Annotated in this window: 24 protein-coding genes and 1 pseudogene; 22 read left to right on the forward strand and 3 right to left on the reverse strand. The window is 34.3% G+C overall.

Annotated features, from left to right (window positions below; translation table 11 throughout):
- Positions 1 to 6 precede the first annotated feature (6 nt).
- The 16 genes from OM961_RS00560 to OM961_RS00635 all read left to right on the forward strand — a co-directional run bounded on the left by OM961_RS00560 (position 7) and on the right by OM961_RS00635 (position 10,341).
- A complete protein-coding gene (locus tag OM961_RS00560) occupies positions 7 to 1,068 on the forward strand; it encodes a S49 family peptidase (protein ID WP_264339121.1) in 1,062 nt (353 codons plus the stop codon).
- Between the two features lie 74 nt (positions 1,069 to 1,142).
- On the forward strand, positions 1,143 to 1,511 hold the full coding sequence (locus OM961_RS00565) for a head decoration protein (protein ID WP_264339122.1): 369 nt from the start codon (positions 1,143 to 1,145) through the stop codon (positions 1,509 to 1,511).
- 37 nt (positions 1,512 to 1,548) lie between these two features.
- The gene (locus tag OM961_RS00570) at positions 1,549 to 2,553 is read left to right on the forward strand and encodes a major capsid protein (RefSeq protein ID WP_264339573.1); all 1,005 of its coding nucleotides are present in this window, start codon (positions 1,549 to 1,551) and stop codon (positions 2,551 to 2,553) included.
- Complete coding sequence (locus tag OM961_RS00575) at positions 2,553 to 2,873, forward strand: head-tail joining protein (RefSeq protein ID WP_264336602.1); 321 nt, start codon at positions 2,553 to 2,555, stop codon at positions 2,871 to 2,873. The genes OM961_RS00570 and OM961_RS00575 overlap by 1 nt, the downstream gene beginning before the upstream one ends.
- Positions 2,863 to 3,360 (forward strand): phage tail protein, encoded by a 498-nt coding sequence (locus tag OM961_RS00580; RefSeq protein ID WP_264339123.1) that lies wholly within the window; start codon positions 2,863 to 2,865, stop codon positions 3,358 to 3,360. Before OM961_RS00575 ends, OM961_RS00580 begins: the two co-directional genes overlap by 11 nt.
- On the forward strand, positions 3,357 to 3,833 hold the full coding sequence (locus OM961_RS00585; protein ID WP_264339124.1) for a hypothetical protein: 477 nt from the start codon (positions 3,357 to 3,359) through the stop codon (positions 3,831 to 3,833). Before OM961_RS00580 ends, OM961_RS00585 begins: the two co-directional genes overlap by 4 nt.
- A complete protein-coding gene (locus OM961_RS00590; protein ID WP_264339125.1) occupies positions 3,820 to 4,284 on the forward strand; it encodes a phage baseplate assembly protein V in 465 nt (154 codons plus the stop codon). The genes OM961_RS00585 and OM961_RS00590 overlap by 14 nt, the downstream gene beginning before the upstream one ends.
- 3 nt (positions 4,285 to 4,287) lie before the next feature.
- Positions 4,288 to 4,542 (forward strand): PAAR domain-containing protein, encoded by a 255-nt coding sequence (locus tag OM961_RS00595; protein WP_015587734.1) that lies wholly within the window; start codon positions 4,288 to 4,290, stop codon positions 4,540 to 4,542.
- Positions 4,539 to 4,874: a GPW/gp25 family protein gene (locus OM961_RS00600; protein ID WP_264339126.1), complete on the forward strand. Its 336-nt coding sequence runs from the start codon at positions 4,539 to 4,541 to the stop codon at positions 4,872 to 4,874. The genes OM961_RS00595 and OM961_RS00600 overlap by 4 nt, the downstream gene beginning before the upstream one ends.
- A gap of 2 nt (positions 4,875 to 4,876) precedes the next feature.
- A complete protein-coding gene (locus OM961_RS00605; RefSeq protein ID WP_264339127.1) occupies positions 4,877 to 5,677 on the forward strand; it encodes a baseplate assembly protein in 801 nt (266 codons plus the stop codon).
- Entirely contained in the window at positions 5,677 to 6,837 is a 1,161-nt protein-coding gene (locus OM961_RS00610; RefSeq protein ID WP_264339128.1) for a phage tail protein, read from the forward strand. Before OM961_RS00605 ends, OM961_RS00610 begins: the two co-directional genes overlap by 1 nt.
- Before the next feature lie 167 nt (positions 6,838 to 7,004).
- Entirely contained in the window at positions 7,005 to 7,709 is a 705-nt protein-coding gene (locus tag OM961_RS00615) for an ankyrin repeat domain-containing protein (RefSeq protein WP_264339129.1), read from the forward strand.
- A gap of 38 nt (positions 7,710 to 7,747) precedes the next feature.
- Positions 7,748 to 8,209, forward strand: a complete 462-nt coding sequence (locus OM961_RS00620; RefSeq protein WP_264339130.1) for an ankyrin repeat domain-containing protein — start codon at positions 7,748 to 7,750, stop codon at positions 8,207 to 8,209.
- 4 nt (positions 8,210 to 8,213) lie between these two features.
- The gene (locus OM961_RS00625) at positions 8,214 to 8,648 is read left to right on the forward strand and encodes a DUF2924 domain-containing protein (protein ID WP_264339131.1); all 435 of its coding nucleotides are present in this window, start codon (positions 8,214 to 8,216) and stop codon (positions 8,646 to 8,648) included.
- Complete coding sequence (locus OM961_RS00630; RefSeq protein WP_264339132.1) at positions 8,642 to 10,129, forward strand: recombinase family protein; 1,488 nt, start codon at positions 8,642 to 8,644, stop codon at positions 10,127 to 10,129. The genes OM961_RS00625 and OM961_RS00630 overlap by 7 nt, the downstream gene beginning before the upstream one ends.
- A gap of 62 nt (positions 10,130 to 10,191) precedes the next feature.
- On the forward strand, positions 10,192 to 10,341 hold the full coding sequence (locus tag OM961_RS00635; protein ID WP_264339133.1) for a hypothetical protein: 150 nt from the start codon (positions 10,192 to 10,194) through the stop codon (positions 10,339 to 10,341).
- A 338-nt stretch (positions 10,342 to 10,679) separates the two neighbouring features.
- Here OM961_RS00635 and OM961_RS00640 read toward each other — a convergent pair whose 3' ends face one another.
- Both OM961_RS00640 and OM961_RS00645 read right to left on the reverse strand, forming a co-directional pair.
- Positions 10,680 to 11,114, reverse strand: a complete 435-nt coding sequence (locus tag OM961_RS00640) for a plasmid pRiA4b ORF-3 family protein (protein WP_264339134.1) — start codon at positions 11,112 to 11,114, stop codon at positions 10,680 to 10,682.
- A gap of 297 nt (positions 11,115 to 11,411) precedes the next feature.
- The gene (locus tag OM961_RS00645) at positions 11,412 to 12,419 is read right to left on the reverse strand and encodes an RDD family protein (protein ID WP_264339135.1); all 1,008 of its coding nucleotides are present in this window, start codon (positions 12,417 to 12,419) and stop codon (positions 11,412 to 11,414) included.
- 589 nt (positions 12,420 to 13,008) lie between these two features.
- Here OM961_RS00645 and OM961_RS00650 point away from each other — a divergent pair.
- The 6 genes and pseudogenes from OM961_RS00650 (at position 13,009) to OM961_RS00675 (ending at position 20,334) form a co-directional block, all read left to right on the forward strand.
- Positions 13,009 to 14,442 (forward strand): hypothetical protein, encoded by a 1,434-nt coding sequence (locus tag OM961_RS00650; RefSeq protein ID WP_264339136.1) that lies wholly within the window; start codon positions 13,009 to 13,011, stop codon positions 14,440 to 14,442.
- Positions 14,443 to 14,502: 60 nt separating this feature from the next.
- A complete protein-coding gene (locus OM961_RS00655; RefSeq protein ID WP_264339137.1) occupies positions 14,503 to 14,979 on the forward strand; it encodes a hypothetical protein in 477 nt (158 codons plus the stop codon).
- Positions 14,980 to 15,219: 240 nt separating this feature from the next.
- Positions 15,220 to 17,823: an ankyrin repeat domain-containing protein gene (locus OM961_RS00660; protein WP_264339138.1), complete on the forward strand. Its 2,604-nt coding sequence runs from the start codon at positions 15,220 to 15,222 to the stop codon at positions 17,821 to 17,823.
- A 183-nt stretch (positions 17,824 to 18,006) separates the two neighbouring features.
- Positions 18,007 to 18,226, forward strand: a pseudogene (locus OM961_RS00665) (transposase); the annotation flags it as partial.
- Between the two features lie 405 nt (positions 18,227 to 18,631).
- Complete coding sequence (locus OM961_RS00670; RefSeq protein ID WP_264339139.1) at positions 18,632 to 19,567, forward strand: ankyrin repeat domain-containing protein; 936 nt, start codon at positions 18,632 to 18,634, stop codon at positions 19,565 to 19,567.
- 104 nt (positions 19,568 to 19,671) lie between these two features.
- A complete protein-coding gene (locus tag OM961_RS00675; RefSeq protein ID WP_264339140.1) occupies positions 19,672 to 20,334 on the forward strand; it encodes a hypothetical protein in 663 nt (220 codons plus the stop codon).
- Here OM961_RS00675 and OM961_RS00680 read toward each other — a convergent pair.
- Positions 20,323 to 21,234, reverse strand: coding sequence for an Rpn family recombination-promoting nuclease/putative transposase (locus OM961_RS00680; protein ID WP_015589128.1), 912 nt, complete (start codon positions 21,232 to 21,234; stop codon positions 20,323 to 20,325). The two genes, OM961_RS00675 and OM961_RS00680, sit on opposite strands and share 12 nt — an antisense overlap.
- Between the last annotated feature and the right edge of the window lie 342 nt (positions 21,235 to 21,576).

Consider the following 21,576-nt stretch of genomic DNA (forward strand, 5'->3'; position numbering starts at 1 on the left):
TACTTTATGGAAATTTTACAAACCAACTGGCTATGTAGGCCGATGATGATAGAGCAAAAAAGCTTTGATCTGTTGTCACTATATAACGGAAAACAACCTATCTTTAAAAATATAAAACATGCAGTAAATCAGAATATAGAAAAAACAGCAGTAATAGCAATACATGGAATTTTGACCAAAAAACCAGGAGCTTTTGATGATTTTCTAGGCATGACATCGTATGAGAAAATTCAAGAAGAAATAGAAGAAGCTTTAGAAAATAAGGAAGTAGAAACTATTATACTTGATATAGATAGTCCAGGAGGAGAAGTAAACGGTGTATTTGATTTAGCTGATTTTATTTACGAATCAAGAGCAAAAAAGAAAATATTAGCAATAGCAAATGATGATGCGTATTCTGCTGCATATGCTATAGCTTCTAGCGCTGAAAAGGTTTTTGTAAGTAGAACCTCTGGTGTTGGAAGCATTGGAGTAATAGCAAGTCATATTGACCAAAGCGGTTTTGATGAAAAGCAAGGGGTAAAATACACAACTATTTTCGCAGGCAAGAGAAAGAATGATTTAAACCCACATGAGCCGATAAGTTCAGAAAGTTTAAAAAGCTTAGAGGAGGAAGTAAATCGCTTATATGAAATGCTGACTGAACTTATAGCACGCAACAGAGGACTTTCTGTAGAAGTAATAAAAAATACTGAAGCGAGTCTTTATTTTGGCAATAATGCAATAGAAATAGGCCTTGCCGATGGAATAACAACATTTTGTGAATTTATTAATAAGGGAGAAAATACTATGAATAAACAAACTACAACTGACCTAGAAACTGATAATTTAACCAAGTATCGTACTGAAGTTGTTGAATTAATACGTTTATGTAACTTATCACGAATGCCAGAGAAAATAGGAGAATTTATTGAGCAAGGCGTAAGTATTGAGCAAGCCAGGGAAGTTTTAATGGAGTTACTTGCAGAGCAAACGAAGAAGACAGAAATACTAAGTGCAATACCACAGAATTCAGGAGAAGAGTTGATGATGCAGGTAGCGAAAAGTCGTGCGCAATCAAACATTTAAAGTATGTGTATAACCGCCGTGTATAACAACCACAAATATGGCGGTAAAAAAATAAAAAAAGGAGAAAAGGAAATATGACATGTATAACCGAACAAAATAATCTGGGTGACTTATTAAAGTATGAGGCATCAAGTCTATATTCAAGAGATCAGATAACAGTAGCCAAGGGGGAAAATCTGAAGCTAGGAACAGTTGTTAGTCGTGATAAAGACAACATGATTAGGATAATCAATCCAACTGCCACAGATGGGACACAAACGGCGATAGGAGTGATAGCAAGCGATGTAAACGCAAAGGAAAATAGTAAAGGAGTAATTGTTACTCGTGGTGCAATGCTAGCAGATCATGCAGTTGTGTGGCCAGCAAATATCACTGAAGAACAGAAAGCTGCAGCAATAAAGCAACTTGAAGGACGAGGGGTCATTATCCGCAAGGGAGCTTAAAAAAACTATTAAAAATACAAAAGGGGGAAAAGAAAGAATGCAAAATCCATTTACAAATACAGCATTTAGCATGACGGCACTAACAAATGCGATGAATATATTGCCGATAAATTATGGACGAGTTGAAAATTTAAATTTATTTCCAAGTAGGTCAGTAAGATTTAGACATATTACCATAGAAGAACATAACGGAGTTTTAAGTTTACTACCAACGCAAGTTCCAGGAGCACCAGCAACAGTAGGAAAAAGAGGAAAAAGAAAGGTAAGAACGTTTACGATTCCACATATTCCACATGATGATGTAGTGTTACCAGAGGAAGTACAGGGAATAAGGGCATTTGGATCAGAGAGTGAACTTAAAGCGCTGGCAGATGTAATAACTGACCATTTGCAGCTAATGAGAAATAAACATGCAATAACATTAGAGCATTTGCGAATGGGAGCGCTAAAGGGAATCATTCTTGATGCTGACGGGTCAGAATTATTAAATCTGTACAACGAATTTGAAATAACACCAAAAGTAGTAAATTTTGCCCTTGGAACAGCAACAACAGATGTCAAGCGTAAGTGTATGGAAGTACTCCGGCATATAGAAGATAATCTAAGTGGTGAATATATGACAGGAGTACATGCCTTGGTAAGCCCTGAATTTTTTGATGCATTAACTTCGCATAGTAAAGTGAAAGAAGCATATGAAAGATGGCAAGAAGGAGCAGCGCTAAGAAACGATATGAGATCAGGATTTACGTTCTGTGGCATAACATTTGAGGAGTATAGAGGGCAAGCAACTGACCCTGAAGGAACTGTGAGAAGATTTATTGAGAAAGATACAGGGCACTGTTTTCCACTAGGAACAGCGAGCACATTTACAACATATTTTGCACCAGCAGATTTTAATGAGACAGTAAATACTCTTGGACAGCCACTCTATGGAAAACAAGAACCAAGGAGATTTGATAGAGGAACTGATTTACATACGCAGTCAAACCCTCTGCCAATGTGTCACAGACCTGGGGTATTAATCAAAATTACTGCAAGTTAATGAGTATAGAGAGGTTGTTGGAGGATTGTTTTGAGCATCTAGGAGTGGAAGCCACATATTGTAATAAAAATAAGGAGGGTATTCATAAAATAAAAGTGCTAATGAAACGTCCTGAGACTACGTACTCTTTAGGTACAGATGGAGCATTAACTCAGCAAATTGCTTCTATAGAAATACGTGATCAGGACGTTACTTCCTTTAGCATAGGTGATTATATCAAGATTGAAAAAAGGTTCTACAAGATTTTTGAACCACCATTGAAAGATTCTTCAAGTAAAATATGGAAAATTCAAGCTGTAGGAGAAGGAAGTGTTTCATAATGTAAACCAGGTAATAAGTGATGTCAGAGGAAAAGAAGCTCAAATCAAATTAGTAGTAGCAAAAGCACTGAATAAAACAGCAATATGGTTAAAGGGACAAGCAGCTAAGGAAATCAGTGAGGAAAAGAAGATAAAATTAACGGTAATGAGAAAAAGGTTGCGAATCTTTAAAGCGAAAGCAGGTAGGTTAGAGGTTTTAATAAGAGCAAACTTGTATGATGTAAGGGCTTCATCTATTGGCAGTATGAGAGAAACAAAAAGAGGTACGAAAACAGGAAATCATGAGTTTATAGGAGCATTTACTGCAACAATGCCAAGAGGTTATAAAGGAGCTTTTAAACGTGAAGGAAGAGCAGCATTGCCAATAAAGGAAGTTAAATTGTCACTCGAACCTGAGGCTTCAAGGATAATAGGGAATCTTGTTAATTATGAGGTTGAGGAAGTGTTTGAAAAGTTCTTTGAACGTGATATTACAAGAAATATATGAATTTTAAAGATTTGCATAACGCAATCTGCACTACGCTGAAGAAAGAAATACCAGCAATTCAAACTTGTGAAATTTATCCATCGATAAGGAAAGAATTATTAGCGCCAGCGTTATTTGTAGAGCTTGTGAGTTTAGAATCGGGAAAAGATCCAGGAACAGAAGAATTAGCACTGAAAGCAAGATTTGAAGCACGAATTGTGATTGATAGCACAATAGAAAATGCAGCTATTATTGTCAGAACACTAGCTGCTGAGGTTGCGAGAGTAGTAAATAAAAATACTTGGAATGTGGAAAATGTTTCACCAGGAGAATTTATCTCTGCGGAAATTGACGGATTTAGGCCAGAATTAGATGCGTATCTTGTTTGGGTAGTTGATTGGGTTCATGAGATACATATTGGTAAATCAGTGTGGTCAGAAACTGGAATTAAGCCGCATATTATAGAGATAGGTAACGTACATGTTGGATCATAGTTTTGCAATTTCAGAGCTAAATAGAAAAGTAGCGAATATTATCCGTATTGGATTGGTGAAAGAAATAAATTATGAGAAAGCAAAAGTAAGAGTGAAAATAGGAGAATTTTTAACAGATTATTTACCGTGGATAACAAGTAAAGCAGGAAAAGATAGAGATTGGTGTCCGCCAGATATTGATGAGCAAGTAGTTATACTTTCCCCGCTGGGAGAATTATCTTTAGGAGTAGTACTTCCTGGAATATATCAACAAAAGTACTCTGCTCCAGAGAATAAAAAAGAAATAAATAGTGTGAAGTTTCAAGATGGAACAAAGTTGTCATACGATAAAGATAAACATCATTTAGAGATTGAAGTAGTAGATAAAATAACACTGAAAGCTGGAGAATCGAGTATAGAAATGACAAAAGAAAGAATAAAACTTAAGGGAAGGAGAATAGATCTAAACTAGCATATGGGTAAAGCAATCGTTTGTGTAGGGGATAATTGTACAGGAATACCGGTTCATGTTTGTATGAGTGGAAGTGAAGACGTATTTGTAAATAGTAGATCTGTGTGTCGTAGGGGTGATATCTTGACTATAGGGGAGACACTAACGCAAGGGTCAAACAGCGTATTTGTGAACGGTATGGGAGTAACAAGAACAGGAGACTTGGTATCGTGTAGTTTTAAAGTGATAGGTGTTAGCAAAAATGTATTTGCAGAATGAGAGGCATGAATGCTAGCACGGGAAAGGAATTGGAAGGAATAGAGCACTTAAAGCAATCTGTCGTAGATATTTTAACTACCCCTATTAATAGCAGAGTAATGAGGAGAGATTATGGGTCAAGATTATTTGAATTAGTAGATAAGCCAATAAATAGAGATTTAACTTTGGAAATCTATTCAGCAGTAGCAGAAGCTCTACAAAGGTGGGAGGAAAGATTTAAGCTAGAAAAAGTAAAAATGACAGAGGTGAAAGAAGGAAAAGTAACGCTTGATCTAGAAGGATTATACTTACCAAGCGGGAAAAACATTCATTTTGATGAAATTGTAGTTTAAAGATGAAGCAGCTAAATATTGTAGAAAAGCTGAGTTATGAAGAAATCTTTTCCAGAATGAAGGAGGAGTTAGTGTGTAGAGATGAAACCTTTTCAGCGTTAGTAGAATCCGATCCAGCAATAAAGATTCTGGAGGTAGCAGCATGGAGGGAATTGTTACTAAGACAAAGAATAAATGAATCAGTAAAGAGCAATTTACTAAAATTTGCAACGGGAGAAGATCTTGATAATTTAGCTGAGTTTTATGGAGTGGAGAGGCAGAAAGAAGAAGAGGACGAACGATTTAGAAAAAGAATAAAAGCAAAAATAAAAGGCTGGAGTACAGGAGGAAGTAAGGAGTATTATCGTTATCATGCACTGTCAGCAGATAGTAGAGTAAAAGATGCATTAGTAGAATCACCTATACCAGGGAAAGTACAAATTTCAATCTTATCAACACAATTATCCACAACTGGCATAGTGTCAGAAGAGCTACTAGAAATTGTAAAAAAGCAGGTTACTAGAGATGATATAAGGGTTTTAACCGATACAGTAACAGTAATTGGTTGCAATATTACGGAAATAGATATTCACAGCAGAATGAGCATAAGTCCTGTAATATCAGAGGAAGAAATCAAGAAGCAGTTTATTAAGAAGTTTGAATTAGCAAAAAGATTAGGGTGGAGTGTAACAAGATCATGGATAATAGCGAATCTATTTGTAGATGGTGTAGAAAATGTGGAATTGATCGAGCCAAGAGAGGATGTTGTGGTTCTGGGAAATGAATCTGCAAATTTGAAAAATTTAAAGATTGAGTTGAATTAATGTTATTACCCCCAAACGCAACAAAGCAAGAGCAAGCACTGGTTGATGCAACAGATTATAAGGTTGATCCGAGCTGTATCAGAGGATTTAAGTTTAGTCTTAAAGATGAAATACTGCCGTGGATAATAGAAGAATATGGTTTAGAAGAAATACTGCGCTGGGTAAAAGATAGAAGAAAAGCCGTAATAGAAGGAGTAAAATTTCAAAGACTGAGAGGAACTCCAGCATCACTAAAAATAGCACTAAAATGGGCAAATATAGAAGATATTACAATCATCGAAGAACCACCTGGTAAACACTTCTTTGAATTACAAATAGGAATAAAAGATGTTCCAAATGACTTTTTTGTAGATGCAGTAGTAGAACTTGCAAAACTATCATTACCAGCAAGATCAAGGCTAATGAGGATTTTTAATGACCACTACAACGTTGATAGGTTTATATTAGATGAAAGCTTTTTTGGAAGTTTGTTATCGGATTACTCAGGGATAAAAATTGAAAAAGATGGACCAGTATTATCGTTTGGAAGAATAAATTTTTTCAGGTTTAGTGGTACATCAATTAAGGTTATAGAGAGTTATCTACGCAACCATTATGAACAAGCATTTAGTAATGACATATATCGGTTAGATGTAGCAGTGCTTGGGGAAACAGAGCCTCACACAAAGGATTACAAAGGCATTTATGAAAGAAGTCATCAGTGGTATAACTTAAAAGCCCTGTATCCTCTAACTCAAAGCTTATTACCATCGATTAAATTTGCAAAAGCGCAAGTTATATTATCGGACAGTTGGAATTTGGGAGAAATAAATGCGTGCTTTCCGGTTGGTAGCATAGAAGAAAAAGGAAATAAATTTTTACTAGGGGATAGCAAATTATCTGAAGAACTGTGGAACTTAAAGTATAAGCCAATTTTAGAAAGGTTTAGCGTTACTCACCACTACAAGGTAGAAGATTTTACCAACCAGAAAGTTATAAGATTTGGTTTAGCAGAACATAATGTTCATTATGAAAGCGAATTAAATTCAGAGCAAAAAGACTCAATACACGAATTAGAAAATTACATTTTAGTATTTTACCCAGGAGTACTGAAGTGGCACGAACATCGACATTTGCACAGAAGTTGGAAAAATAGTCAAGCAATATGTGTAATAAGTTAAATACTTATATTTAGATCCTCATATATTATATTAATAATAGGTTAAAATATATGAAATAAAAAGAAAAGGACTTGCTTTCTCATGCTAAAAAGGACATGACTTGAATAGCAGCAGGTAAATATAAGAAATTTGTCTGGCGCTAGAAAAGCTAGTTTTGTGAGGTAAGTATGAAGTTTAGCAAAGAATCTTTTAGTAAGTTTTTTAAAGAAGTATCAAGTAACGATATTAATAAAAGAAATGAAGAAGGAGAGACGATATTGCACCAAGCAGTAGAAATCTCTGATTACAAAACAGTGAGATTATTAATAAAAAAAGGAGCAGAGGTAAATGCAAGAGATAAAAATGGTTATACACCTCTACACTGTGCAGTATTCGCAAAGAGTTTAGAAAATGTAAAAGTGCTGCTAAGGGAAGGAGCGGAAGTAAATGCCACTCAATATGTCAGTGGATGTACGCCACTGCACTCTGCGTGCAAAATAGGAGGAGTTGAAATAATAAAAGAGCTAGTAAAAGCGGGAGCTGAAGTTAATCAACTGAATAAATATGGTGCAACACCAATGTACTACATTTGGGAAAGTGAAAAGCATTGTCTATGTGATAGCAAAGAGAGTGAAAAGGCGAGCAAATTTCTGAGAGAAAAAGGTGGAGTAACAAAAAGTAGAGAACTGACGTGCTATGGAATAGAGAGGCTAGTGGGAGAAATAGCAGACATGTTGAATGGAAGCTACATGCCGGAGCTAAAAATAATAGAGATAGGAGAAATAAGGAAGAGAGACAAATCACTAATAAAGGAAGAATGTGAAAATTTAGCAAGCAAAATAATGAGCCAAGTAAGTGAAATGATAGATGAGGGGGTGAAAAGGAGGGCTTAAAGAAGGGGTTTAAATTCAGAGAAAAGGTGAGGTAGGTCATGAGTAAAAAAGGAAAAGAGGAGTCACTATTAGAGAACTCATTTAAAAATATTTATGCAAGAGACGAGAATGGAAGAACAGCTCTGCATTATGCGGTAGACGCAAAAACAGTGAAGTTATTAGTCGAAAAAGGAGCGAATGTGAATGCTAAAGATGTAGAAGGATACACAGCACTGCACCTAGCGGTAACGGAGAAACGTCTAGAAATCGTGAGGGAATTGATAAAATCAGGAGCAGACGTAAATGCTGAGGAATATGGAAATAAATGCATACCTCTACACCTTGCATGTATGGTGGAGAAAGTGGAAATAGTAAAAGAGTTAGTGGAAGCAGGAGCAGAAATAGAGCAAGAAGATAAGTTCGGAATGACAGCAATGGATTATGCGAAAACCAGTAAAGAAGTAACTGAAGTATTGAAGAAAGAAATAGACAGAATTGAAAAGTTATTTATGAAAGACTAAAAATATGGAGAAAGAAATAGAAAAGAAGGTAATGAATTTAGAGAGAAAACCTTTGGGTGAGCTGAGAAAAATATGGAAGAAGGTATATGGAGAAGAAGCGCCTAGATACTCAAAGAAATATCTGATACCGAGATTAGCTTATAGAATGCAGGAAAAAGCGTATGGAGAAATGTCAAGAAAGGGGACAAAAAGACTAGAGTATCTGGCAGATCGGCTAGAGAAGGGAAAAAGAATAAGTAGCGATAAATTACCAGTAGAGGGGACAGAATTAATATTAGAGAGAGGTGAAGAGACGCATGCGGTAATGGTAACAGATAAGGGTTTAATCTACCGAGAAGAATTTTTCACATCATTGTCAGCAGTAGCCGGAAAAATAATGGGAATGAGCTACAATGGGCCGCTTCTATTTGGAATGAGAGATAAGGAGAAAGAATGCTGAAAGAGGTAAGATGTGCGATATATACTAGGAAGTCAAATGAAGATGGTCTAGAACAAAAGTTTAATAGTCTTGATGCGCAGCGAGTAGCATGTGAGAAGTACATAAAGAGCAAAGAAGGCTGGGTAGCATTGGCAAAAAGGTACGATGATGGAGGTTTCTCAGGAAAGAATTTAGAAAGACCAGCAATAAAGGAATTATTTGAAGATGTTAAAGGAGGAGAAGTAGATTGTGTAGTAGTATATACGCTGGATAGGCTATCAAGGGAAACAAAAGATAGCATCGAAGTAACATCATTTTTTAGAAGACATAGAGTAAATTTTGTAGCAGTAACGCAGATATTTGACAATAATACCCCAATGGGAAAGTTTGTACAAACAGTATTGTCAGGAGCAGCACAACTAGAAAGAGAGATGATAGTAGAGAGAGTAAAAAATAAAATAGCAACATCAAAGGAGCAGGGATTGTGGATGGGGGGAACTTTGCCGTTTGGGTATGATGTAAAAGATAAAGAATTAATAATAAATGAAAAAGAAGCAAAGGTGGTAAGGTATATATTTGAGAGATATTTGAAGCTGAAGTCAATGGCAGAATTGGCAAGGGAGCTAAATAGTCAAGGTTACAGAACAAAATCAGATATCTTTAAAAAAGCGACGGTAAGGAGAATAATAACAAATCCAATATATATGGGAAAGATAAGACATTATGAGAAAGAGTATGAAGGAAAGCATGAAGCAATAATAGAAGAGGAAAAGTGGAAAAAAGCGCAGGAATTGATAAGGAATCAACCATATAGAAAAGCAAAATATGAGGAAGCGCTACTTAGGGGAATAATTAAGTGCAAGAGCTGTGATGTAAATATGACGCTAACGTATGCAAAAAAAGAGAATAAGAGATATCGATATTACGTATGCAACAATCATTTAAGAGGAAAAAATTGTGAATCAGTGAATCGAACAATAGTAGCAGGAGAAGTAGAAAAAGAAGTGATGAAAAAAGCTGAACAGCTATATGAAAAATGGGAAGAAAGGACCGAAGAAAAATGGAAAAATTTAAGTTTTGGAAAGCAAAAAGAAGTAGTGAAAAAGTTAATAAAAGGAGTAATGGTAAAAGAAGATGGAATAGAGGTGCATTCTGAGTCAGAGAAGATATTAATACCAATAAAAAAGAAAGGAAACAAATGCACAGTAGTAGAGCCAGAAGGTAAAACAAACAATGCACTACTGAAAGCAGTGGTAAGAGCCCATCTGTGGAAACGTCAACTAGAGGAAGGAAAATATGGAAGTGTGAAGGAGCTAAGTGCCAAAATTAATATAGGTACAAGACGAATACAGCAAATTTTAAGGTTAAATTATTTAGCACCAAAGATTAAAGAAGATGTAATAAATGGGAGACAGCCAAGGAATTTGAAGTTAGCTGACTTGAGGGAAATACCAATGCTGTGGAGTGAGCAGTTGGAGAAATTTTATGGATTAGGGACGTAATTACACCATTTATAAAAACAACAAAAGGAGAGAAACTATGAAAACACCAAAACTATTGAAAGGTGTTGCTGAGAAATAAGAAAGATAGCCAAATTGCTGCTACTGCAGTTGATATAGAGGAATCAAAGAACAAACTAATACTGAAAAAGTTACAGAAATCGACACTCAGTTGTGTAAAAATATCAACAAAAATAATGATGATCTTAATATGATTCAACCTACATGTGAAACCAGCAAAAAAAGCCCAGAACTTCTCAATAGAAACGCAAATGACAGCACCTCTTTAGCTGTATGTTTTGATAGCGATGCAACAGACAAAAAAAATCCATAAAAGACAAGCAATCTTAGCTGGTTTTGTTGGTACAGCGTTATTAGTGAGTAGTGTTGCGTTGTATAGCCCTTTTTAAAAATAACCCGAACAGATCATAATACTCTATTGGCCTATATATAGACATAAACACATATCTTATCTCATTCGGACTATTATAAGAAAGGGTATACTACAAAGTTAAAAAGAATAAGAAAAATTTGATAGAAAGTAGCACCTAAACTATATATCATAGTCAGGATATTGTGGAGGAGCTTCTCCTTGCTTTTTAGTGATTTTTGGATATCTTTTTCCAATTTCCGCTTCAATGACACCACAACATTCTACTAAGAAATCCCAATTATCACCATAGTCAAAAAGAAATAGCATTTTTTTGTTAAGTTGAAAAACTTTATATATGTAAGATTTTTTTACACTTTTTTCATTATCATTAACTGGATCACCAAAATCATAAAATAACGTATACGCCTCTGAGCTTTCGTGAATATCTTTAATGTTATCATAAAAACCAAACGCATGATCAAACTCAAAATCAAAAGCACCAACAATCTCTTTTGCAAAAGTATAGAGACTAGTTCTACCTTTCAATGCCATTTCACGATAGATCTTTTTATTTAGGGAGAGCTTAAATAGGTATACTTTTTCTTTATTATCCACTTAATTTACCTTTAACTTACATTAAATTAACCAATACCAAAAAATAACGCAAGTCAAATATAACCTTACTCACATATCTTACCCTGTTCGGATTATTACAAGAAATGTATACTTTAGAAAAAAGCTTAACTGAACTTTCTTACTGTGCTATGACACGTCTAGCTATTCATGCATAATTTACTTTAGTATCCATCTATACTCCTCACATGTTCACCTAGTATGTAATATTAGCAATTAAATAATAGTAAAATGAGTTTGCTGTTTGATTAAACTACTGGATAAAAATTGATTTCATCATTAGCTTGAAGGTCTATAGTCTATTGCTACTGTTTTTGCAACTTTATCATGAAAAAACTGCTTTCGTTTGTCAAATATTGCAGATACAAAAATTAGTATTATAGCTATAAAGGTTAAATCTGATAAAAGCTCATACCACCATTTAGAAGTATACTTATCAAAAAGCAATATATGCATAATGAATAAAGAACTCAATATGAAGCTAATAACTTCAAGAGAAACATACCTAATTGTTGCTTGCATTAGAGTAATATTGTTAAGTGTATTTGCATCTTTTATATGGATACAGCATAACAATTGCCCTAGAGTACCATTAAATCTTCTTGTTATGAATATTCCAAATATTATTGATAGCAAAAAAAATAAGCAAATGTATATGATTAATAGTTGAGATTTAGCAGGGTGAAAAATTATTTTTATAAAAGGAAAATAGACTAAAGAAATTCCCATGATAATAAGACGGTCAATAATATATGCTATAGCGCGCCTAGTTATCCCCACGCAGTTTACGTTTAAGTGGCATTTTTCAGATCTATAATCTATTACTACTGTTTTTGCAATTTTATCATAAAAAGTCTGCTTACGTTGATCAAATATTGCAAATATTAAAACTAAAATTGGTAGAATATAGAACCAGTGAGAAATATCGAGAGGTACAAATAAGAGCGCCTTGAGAGAGCTTCTCATCACTGCTTGCATTAAAGAAACGTTTTTAAGTGTATTTGCATCCTTTATGTATATACCAAATAGCAATTTTCCTGGGGTCCAACCAAGCCTTGTGATCATTAATGTTTCTAGTGCTATAAACAGAAATATTTCTAATACTTCTCCTTGAATTGAATTAGAGATTGTAGCGGTATCAGAAAAGATATAATTAAAAAATTCAGCAAAGAGTTTATCTGATAATATGAACAAAGTGAATAGATAAAAGGCTAGAAATATTATTGCATCGACTACAAATGCTGCAACGCGTTTAGTAATTCCCGCATAATTTACTTTAACATCCATTTTTATATCCAACACCCGTTATCTAATGTTATTATGTTAGTGCTTAAATAATAGTAAAATTGCTGCTGATTGAGAGCATGAGAAATATTTACATTCATGTAGAAAACATGGGTTCCTTTAGCATCACAAAAAATTTAATCATTTACTTTTTCCAAAATTGCAAAAAAGGTCGTATATTTGTGAGAACAAGCAGCGTAAAAATAAGGTTATAAAAATAGAAGATTTAAATTATTTCAATAAGCTTAGGCAAAACAGTTCGTATATAGATGTGGATGAAATGAGCTAGTATGGCTAGTTTTAGCGTATAATGAAATTATCATATAAAAAAGTTCGTATGGTACACGTGGTAGTCCAATCCATCCCAAAACAAACTCTTCTCACGACCCTTGGTTTTGAATGCTGGAAATGGTTGTGTTATTTGAGTTAGTGGTAATTAATGTTAAAGAGTGAAAATTAGTTTATTTGGAAATAAAAGGAAAATTCATTGCAATTCTATATTTAAAATAGAATAAAGCTCTTTTTGCATCATGTATTAATAAAAAAATATATTTTTTTGCGTATCCTTTCGTTTTAATTAATATGAAGTGATATGACACCTAATGTAGAGTTTAAAGATAATCACGGCACATCAATATCAAATTTGGAAAATGTTAAAGTTATAACCTTGAGTGATGAGAAAGGTAATAAGTATACTTTAGATGCAAGCAATGGTAGTCTGGAATTAAAATATAAACAAAATGGTCAAAATGAAATAAGCCATAAAGTAGAAGGTTTAGCGGCAGCTTTTAAAAGTCTACTTGATATGAAAAGTACTAACAATGATGAACATACAGTACTTGAAGAGAAGTTAGCAGAAAAGTCCATAGTGGAGGCGATATTTTATGCAAAAGATTTTGATAAGGGTGATAGAATCTCTAACTTGATACTAGATAGTACATTTCCTAGGCGAGATGTTCTGCCTGCTTACCTAAATAAAAAGGCTGATGTTGAAAATGTATATACTAAGGAAGAAGTAGATGAAGGATTAAATAAAAAGGTTGATGTTGAAAATGTATATACTAAGGAAGAAGTAGATGAAGGATTAAATAAAAAGGTTGATGTTGAAAATGTATATACTAAGGAAGAAGTAGATGAAGGATTAAATAAAAAGGTTGATGTTGAAAATGTATATACTAAGGAAGATACAGATAGAGGATTTATTTCTCGTGACAGTGACGGAATCAATAGATTAGCAAGTGAATTATTTTATAAACATGATCCCAATGCAACTTCAATTTTAGTTAATACATTAGGGAAGCTTCTTGATGAAAAATATGAAATATATGGTGATAATAAAACAGCAAAAGATTTTTTGGCAGAAAAGGGTAATTTTGCTAAAGCTGATGGCTCTAATATAAAAATTTTAGAATTCACGAAAAAAATACTTGATGCAACAGAGGATATAGGAGATGGGAAAAAGAAATCAATTTTAGTGGAGAAATTAGGCAGATTTCTTGATCAAACTGCTGATAACGAAAATGCTTATGATGGTAAGATAGCAAAAGCTTTTTTAGGAGACAAGGGGGTGCAGGGATCAAAAGGTGCAGATGGTCCTCAAGGTCCGGCAGGTAGAGATGGAAAAAGCCCATCAATTGAGGAAGTCGCTGTACAGCTACTTACTGATGAAAATAAAGATATATTGGGAAAAACAGTACTTGATATAACTGATAGCACTGGTCAAAATCTTGCTACTCATGTTGCTAATAAAATAAATCTTAATTCGCAGGATTTTATAAATAAAGCTGATCCAATAAAACTCGCTGAGTTGCTTTTTAATAAAAGTAACTTAGATCAACTTGCAGCCAAAAAGATTGCCGAAGATAAAGTTAGCTCGTATAAGATTTCTGAACTAGTATTTAACGATGCTAAGAATGCACTAGCAGAGAATTATCAGTGGGATCAAAAGAGCTTTATTGAAGATATAATAAAAAATGTCGGCACTTCTAGGTTAGCTGAGTTGTTATTTAATGCTGGCAGTGTATAGAAAGGTGAAGCAAAAAGAATTACTGAAGGGAAGGTTAGCCCTGAAAAATTAGCTGAATATTTGTTTAATGCAAGTGGCTTAGGCGATAATATAGATGAGTCGAAGACGTTAGTCAATAACGTAACTCAGCACCTTTTGAATACCAAGGTAGATGAAATAGGGAAAGCGGTTGTGAAGGATAATGAAAATAGAGAGATCTTAGCAGGTAGTCGTATTTTGCAGGAAGGAGTGGCAGAAAAATTAATTAGTAGCAACACAAATAAATTGGGACAAGCTATTCTGAATGTGAAAAACAAATTTGGTAATGACGCAAAACCTGTGCTGGAAACTCATCTTGCCAATAACAGCAGCTTTCAGGAAGCTGTGGCAGGAAATCAAGATTTAAGGACTGCAGTAACAGCTAATTTTGGGAGCAATAGAGATTTTTGCAATATTGTAACAAGAGATCTTAGTAGAGATGAAGAAAGTCTGTTAATTGATAGGCTGCCTTTTTATGAAATTCCAGATGATCCAAATGCTCCGCTTTCTTGGAATTAGTAATGTAATTTTTGCTAGACCAACCGATTCCAAGAAAAATTGTTCTCACGCTTGCTGGTTTTGGGTGCTGGAAATGGTTATATTGTTTAGGTTTTTAACAGTATATATTGCTAAATTAGTAGCAATATATTAAAGACTTTCATCAAAAATTATTCCATAAAAAATTTCTAAATAGGGGTTGATAAGTTTTAAAAATGGAGTATTGTACTGAGTAGGAAAATAGTTTTTTTTATATAGTTTATGAAAGATCAAACGAGCCTTACAACGGATTTTACGCATGCTATAGAAAATGACGACTTTAAACGGTTGGAGGAATATATTGATCAACATATTGATAAATATAATGTTAATCGTGAACTTTTAGATAAGTTGCCTTTGCTGTCCTGGGCTGCCTGTAAAAATAGTGTAAATGTAGCTCAACTTCTTCTTAGTATTGGTGCTGATATTGACATTAGATGTGACCAAAATTGGACACCTCTACACTATGCTGTTAGTGCAGGTCAATACGATATGGTTAGATTTCTTGTTGATCAAGGTGCCAGCATTTTAGCTAAGGATAATAATGTTAAGACACCTTTACGCATAGTAAATGAGCTTGGTAACACAGAAGTAGCAAACTTTTTGAGAGCAAAGCTAGATAAATATTTATTTTCTGCTATAGAAAGAAAAGATATTAGAAAGGTTAGTGATTTTCTTGATGGAGGTGCTAATATTGAGGCTAAAGGTATAAACAATCAAACGCCTTTGTGTGTAGCTTCTTGTAAGGGTAATTTGTATGTCCTTAAACTTCTTCTCAGTAGAAATGCTAAGGTTAACGTTCAAGATGATAGTAGAAAAACACCTTTACATTATGCTGCTAGGGAAGGTCATTCAGATGTAGCTGAACTTCTTCTTGGCCGTGGTACTATGATTGATGCTGAAGACTGTTTTGGTATGGCTCCTCTACACTATGCTGCTTACCACAATAGAAAAAATATGGTTAGCTTTCTTATAAAACAAGATGCCAAAATTGAGGCCGTGGATAAAGAAGCTAAAACACCTTTACATTATGCTGCTGGGAAAGGTCATTTAGATGTAGCTGAACTTCTTCTTGACCGTGGTGCTATAATTGATGCTGAAGACCGTTTTGGTATGACTCCTCTACACTATGCTGCTTGCTACAATAGAGAGGATGTGGTTAGCTTTCTTATAAGCCGAGATGCTAAAGTTGAGGCCATGGATGAAGAAGATAAAACACCTTTACATTATGCTGCTGGGGAAGGTCATTTAGATGCAGCTAAACTTCTTCTTGACCATGATTCTATAATTAATGCTAAAGACCGTTTGGGTATAGCTCCTCTACACTATGCTGCTTACTACAATAGAGAGGGTATGGTTAGCTTTCTTATAAGCCAAGGTGCTAAAGTTGAGGCCATGGATGAAAAAGCTAGAACACCTTTACATTATGCTGCTAGGGAAGGTCATTTAGATGTAGCTAAACTTCTTCTTGAATGTGATGCTATAATTGATGCTAAGGACTGTTATGATCGGGATCCTTTATATTATGCTGATTCGTATAAAAAATTAGATGTAGTTAGACTGCTTGAAGGTAGGAATGGTGTGAACACTTGTAACCCTCTTACTAATTTTTTAAGTGCATGTATCCATTCCCCTATTGCTCGTTACTTCGGAAGTGTTTGCGTAGAAGGAGCGCCAATTTTATACAGAAGGCAACGTGCCTCTGCAATTGATCACAATGCTTTGGAAGGTAGTTTACGACTCTTCAGTATCTGTAAAGGAGGAAGAGAAGGTATAGATAAAACACGTTTCAATAAAGAGATTAGTTATCTACATGAAAATGCTTATTTGTATGATGTTTTACTGTTACAAGATGAGGAAAATCAAAACACACTTTTGCATGTGGTTATTAAAGAAAATCAGGTTGATCTTGTAAAAGAACTTTTGTGTATTCTTAAGGAGCCATATCGTTCGAATAAGGTGTATGAGTGCAAGTATTTTGAAGGTAAGCAAGAAAATGAAAAGCCGCTTTCTAAAGTTATTAATTCTAAGGATAAAGACGGAAAAGATGCAATTACTCTGGCTATTGAAGGTAATGACCCAGAATGTATTTCGGCTCTTTTCAAGTATTTAACTTATGAAAATATTAACAGAAGGAAAGATGTTAAAAGCGATTACACACCTCTACATGAAGCTGTGCGTTCTAGAAGTAGTAACGCAATTAGTGCGCTTCTAAAATCAGAGCATGTAAACGTTGAGCTCATAGATGGAAGATCTTATAGAGCATGGAAATATGTTAATAATGAAGAAACAAAACAATTGTTTATTAGGTACTATAGTGATAAAATTGATGATTTGCGTAAAGAATTAGCACATTGCAATGAAAAATTAGCGCAAGTCGAGTATTTCCTGTGCAGAACAAAACTTGCTTTTGTATGCTCTGCAGCTTTTGGCTCTTGTCTTAATATGTATAAAAATTTTCATGATGCAAGAAGTGGAGATATGCCAGGTGTTACCATTCATCCTCTCTTGTTGTTATTTTCTAGTGCTACAGGTCTAATAGTGTTGTGTAATCATTTTATCGATTTAACACTTTCAAAGTATAAAGAAGAAAGTGTTAGCTTGCAAAAAAAATTGGACAGTTTTAGAGAAGCAAGAGATAAGTTGGAAAATAAATTACTTCATTTTCAAGAAGGTACATCTCAGGGTATTAGGACGAATTCAATTTCTACGCAACTATCTGATTATGATGACGTACCTGGAACATTAGAATCACCTACCTCTATAAAGAGCTTTGAAAGCTCAGCAAAGGTATCCGTTTATAACCTGCCTAAGGAATTTAAGTAGCCTAATTTAGTAAGTACATAGAAGTAATCATATTAAAGAAGATATTGGTTTTTGAAGTAAGAGGAGAAAGCTCACAATCTTTGCTCATGTGTCTAAATTGGAGAACCAAGAGAAAGTTTGTTCCACAATAGAGATGTTCAAAAAAGTGTGTCAAATCAAAAAGAAAGTAATAAATTGATATAAAAAGGTGAAATAGAAAACCACTTATTGGCTGAAAGTGAAGAAAATAATAGAAAAAATGGGAGAAATGCAAAGGCTTTACGTACAAGTGCAGATTCATTTGAACTTTTAACACCAAGAGATAGAGAAGGAACCCCAAATAGTCAAAAAAAGGCAAATAAATTTACATCCAGGGCTTGAAACGAAGATTTTAAGCACATTTGCAAGACCAATCGATTTCCAAAAAAATCTTCTCATGCTAGCTGGTTTTTATTGCTGAAAGTGGTTGTATTATTTAGGTTCTTAGTAATATTTAATATTAAATTAATAGTAATTCATTAAAAATTTTCATCAAAAATTATTTCAAAAAAATTTTAAATTAGGGGTTGACAAGTTTTAAAAGTGGAGTACTATTCCTGAAATACATTAGATTACTAATTTTTTATGGTATGTAAGTGTGTGATGGCTAAGGTAATTTTACTTTTGTGAGCGGGCTATGTTATGTGAGGGCATTCCAGAATTCTTGTTTGAGGGAAGATGGTCCTTTCTGTGTTGCTTGAGGAAAGAAAAAAGCTCAGGGTAAGAGTGGCTTGTTATAGTGTGATTGCTTAGTTAAGTTAGGTAAGTTTTTATAAATTTGGAGGGACAAATGACTTTAAACAATGATGATTTATTAGTTAGTGCTGCAGGAGCAGGACGCCTTAGTGACGTTAGAGAACTTCTTGAGAAAGGGGCTAATATTGAAGCTAGAGATAATGATGGTTACACATCTTTGCATAGGGCTGCTGAAGGAGGTCATTTAGAGATAATTAGATTTCTTATAGATAAGGGGGCTAACATTGGAGCTAAAAATAAGGATGGTGGAAAACCTTTAGATGTAGCAAATACCTCTCGTCAGTCAGAAGTAGTAAACTTTTTAGGACCAAAGCAAAGTGAGTATGATAGACTTTTATTTGCTGCTGTAGAAAGTGGGAATGTTAGTGAAGTTACAAATCTTCTCAATATTGGAGCTAGTATTGAAGTTAAAGGTGTAGAAAATGCGGAGTTTAGGTTAGCCCGTTATGTAAAAAGAATTATGGAGATGAGTAATTACCATAATGTTCATTCGGAAAAAAAATCTGAGCTTGAAAGGATAAAAGGAGAATTACCAGAGTCAGTAAAGAATGCAGTATTTTCATCGGAGGTATGTATTAAAAGTGTTTACTATAGTAATGAGTATTTATATCCTGCTAGTGATTATCTTAGCCATGATAGGGATAGAAGGAGAGTATTTACTTGGAGGCCAGGGGGCAAAGATAGTTCATGTCAATGGAAATTTGAACCTGAAGGTAACAACATATATATAAAAAGCACTTATTTTAATGAGTATTTATATCCTGCTAGTGATTATCTTAGCCATGATAGGGATAGAAGGAGAGTATTTACTTGGAGGCCAGGGGCAAAGATAGTCCATGTCAATGGAAAATTGAGGATTGTGGATCTACTCGCAAGAAGCGTGATGTACAATATAGTATTACAAAAGAAGCTAAGTGTGATCTATCTTATGATAATGCATCAGACAATTCATCGCAAAGTGACGAAATAGGCTATAACAAAATAGGAGCTACAAGCGGAGCAAGTAAGCCGTCTTCATGGATAGATGCTGTTAAAGGTGTTTTTCAGTTTATCTCTTCCCCTTTAAGGGCTGCGTTGCCTTCATTTTCAGAAAATAGCTCTAGCCGTTCTGGTACAGCAGGAAGTAGCTCCAATCATTCTGATACAGTAAGAAACCCAAATATCCAATATACTAGCCAATTTAGTCGTGAAGTTTGTGCGAGTAATAATGCTAGCTTGATGTTTTTCTTGTTACAAGCTTTTCTAGATAAAAAGTGTCCTCTTCCTAAGTTTTCTGATGTTAATCCTGTAAAGGCTCTTTTTTACACATCGGATATTATAAAGTCGTTCAAGGAAGTATTAGAGAAGCAAGCTGAATCGAAAGGTGGTATAAAAATGCACCGCTTAGATATTAATTTTGAGAAATTATTTGAGAAGATTAATGAAAAAATTAGGAGTGGTGAATTTAATGAAATTTCAGGGATTTTAAAATCATACGCAGAGGAAGCATTGCCTGGTAGAGAACCCGGAGATCCCGGTAGATTAAGTCCGAAAAAGTTTGATAAGTTTATGGCTGGATTTAATAGAAGAATAGACCCAGTAATAAATCAATTAATGCAACAAATGTTAAGCAGATTAGAAGTGAGTGACGTAAAAGAACAACAAATAAGCTTGGAGCCTAAAAGTTATCTAAATAATACTTCTGTTCAATGTCATTTAACTCAAGCTAGAGGTCAAGGTAAAGTATTAATTCCTTAATTTTTGAATTTCATCTATCGAAAGGCCGGTAATTTGAGCGATAACATCAATAGAGACACCGGCCTTAAGTGAGTTCTTTGCCACTTCGATTTTCTCTGCTTTTCTGCCTTTTTCATGTCCGATTTGGATGCCTTCTTCTTTACCTTCTTCTCTACCTTTTTCAGTAGCATCATCAAGTTTTTGAGCGAGGACAGCCTGTTCATCAAGAATACGTTTTATTTCCTGTTCATAGGCAATAAATTCTTTTTCTGACCAGTTGAATCTATTTAGCTCTTCATAGGCCTTTTTAATTATTACATCACTACCTATTATTTTTTCCAGCTCTTCTTCACTAGTCTCATCTGCATATCGAAAAAAATAAACCCATTTTTCAACTATATTTTCCAACTGATCTTCCTTATTCTTTGGAAATTTTGGCAACTCAATAAATATAAAATAGAAATCTTTTAGATCATGCTCATTAGTGTCTTCATCTCGAATAGTATGCTTTGATTTGTACTCAGATTTATTAGGAAACAGTACACAATCTGCTATAGCAATGAAGATAATTTCCTTAAGGTTATGATACTGGTCACCTTTATCAGCTTGCCTTGAGTAAGCTTTAGCAGCATAGTATTGGGCACGTTTTTCAAAGCCTTTAGTTTTAGCGACCTGCATTTCGCAAATGTATTGAGCACCTGTAGAATCTCTACAGAGAACATCAACAATACTTTGCTTTTTAGCGGCGATATCGGGGTCTTGAATAGTACTTAAAAACTCTATATCCTTTATTTCATTTTTACCAGTAAAGCCAAGAATATCATTGAGGAAGTGAATAAGAATATCTCTATTTTTTTCAGTACCGAAGATACGCTTAAACGATACATCATTTTTGGGATCAAGAAACTTAGAAAAAGTCATAAGAAAGAACCTTAAAAAGCATTAATAATTATACACAATTCTGAAGAAATGTTCAAGTTTTTTATTTTTTTAAGTTTTGAATGCGTTGATGAAAAAAATGTCTCCCATAGATGGCTTTAGAATGCTACTACGCACCTTAGACGTCCTTTTGTACATCTTTTATTAACCCTTCTATAAAGCGCCTTAAAAGGCTGGCAAATGGATGCTATGAGTTTGGAGCTGTAGGAGACATCAAAGATACCCTTTTTGGTGTATAAAAATACGAATCTACGACAACATCGTTTAAAGAAATTAGCAGCTATTAATATCTTCTACCTTTTCATAAAAAAATAAACAAAAAAA

It is taken from the genome of Wolbachia endosymbiont (group A) of Cydia splendana (genome assembly GCF_947179475.1).
In the GTDB taxonomy this organism is placed as follows: domain Bacteria; phylum Pseudomonadota; class Alphaproteobacteria; order Rickettsiales; family Anaplasmataceae; genus Wolbachia; species Wolbachia pipientis.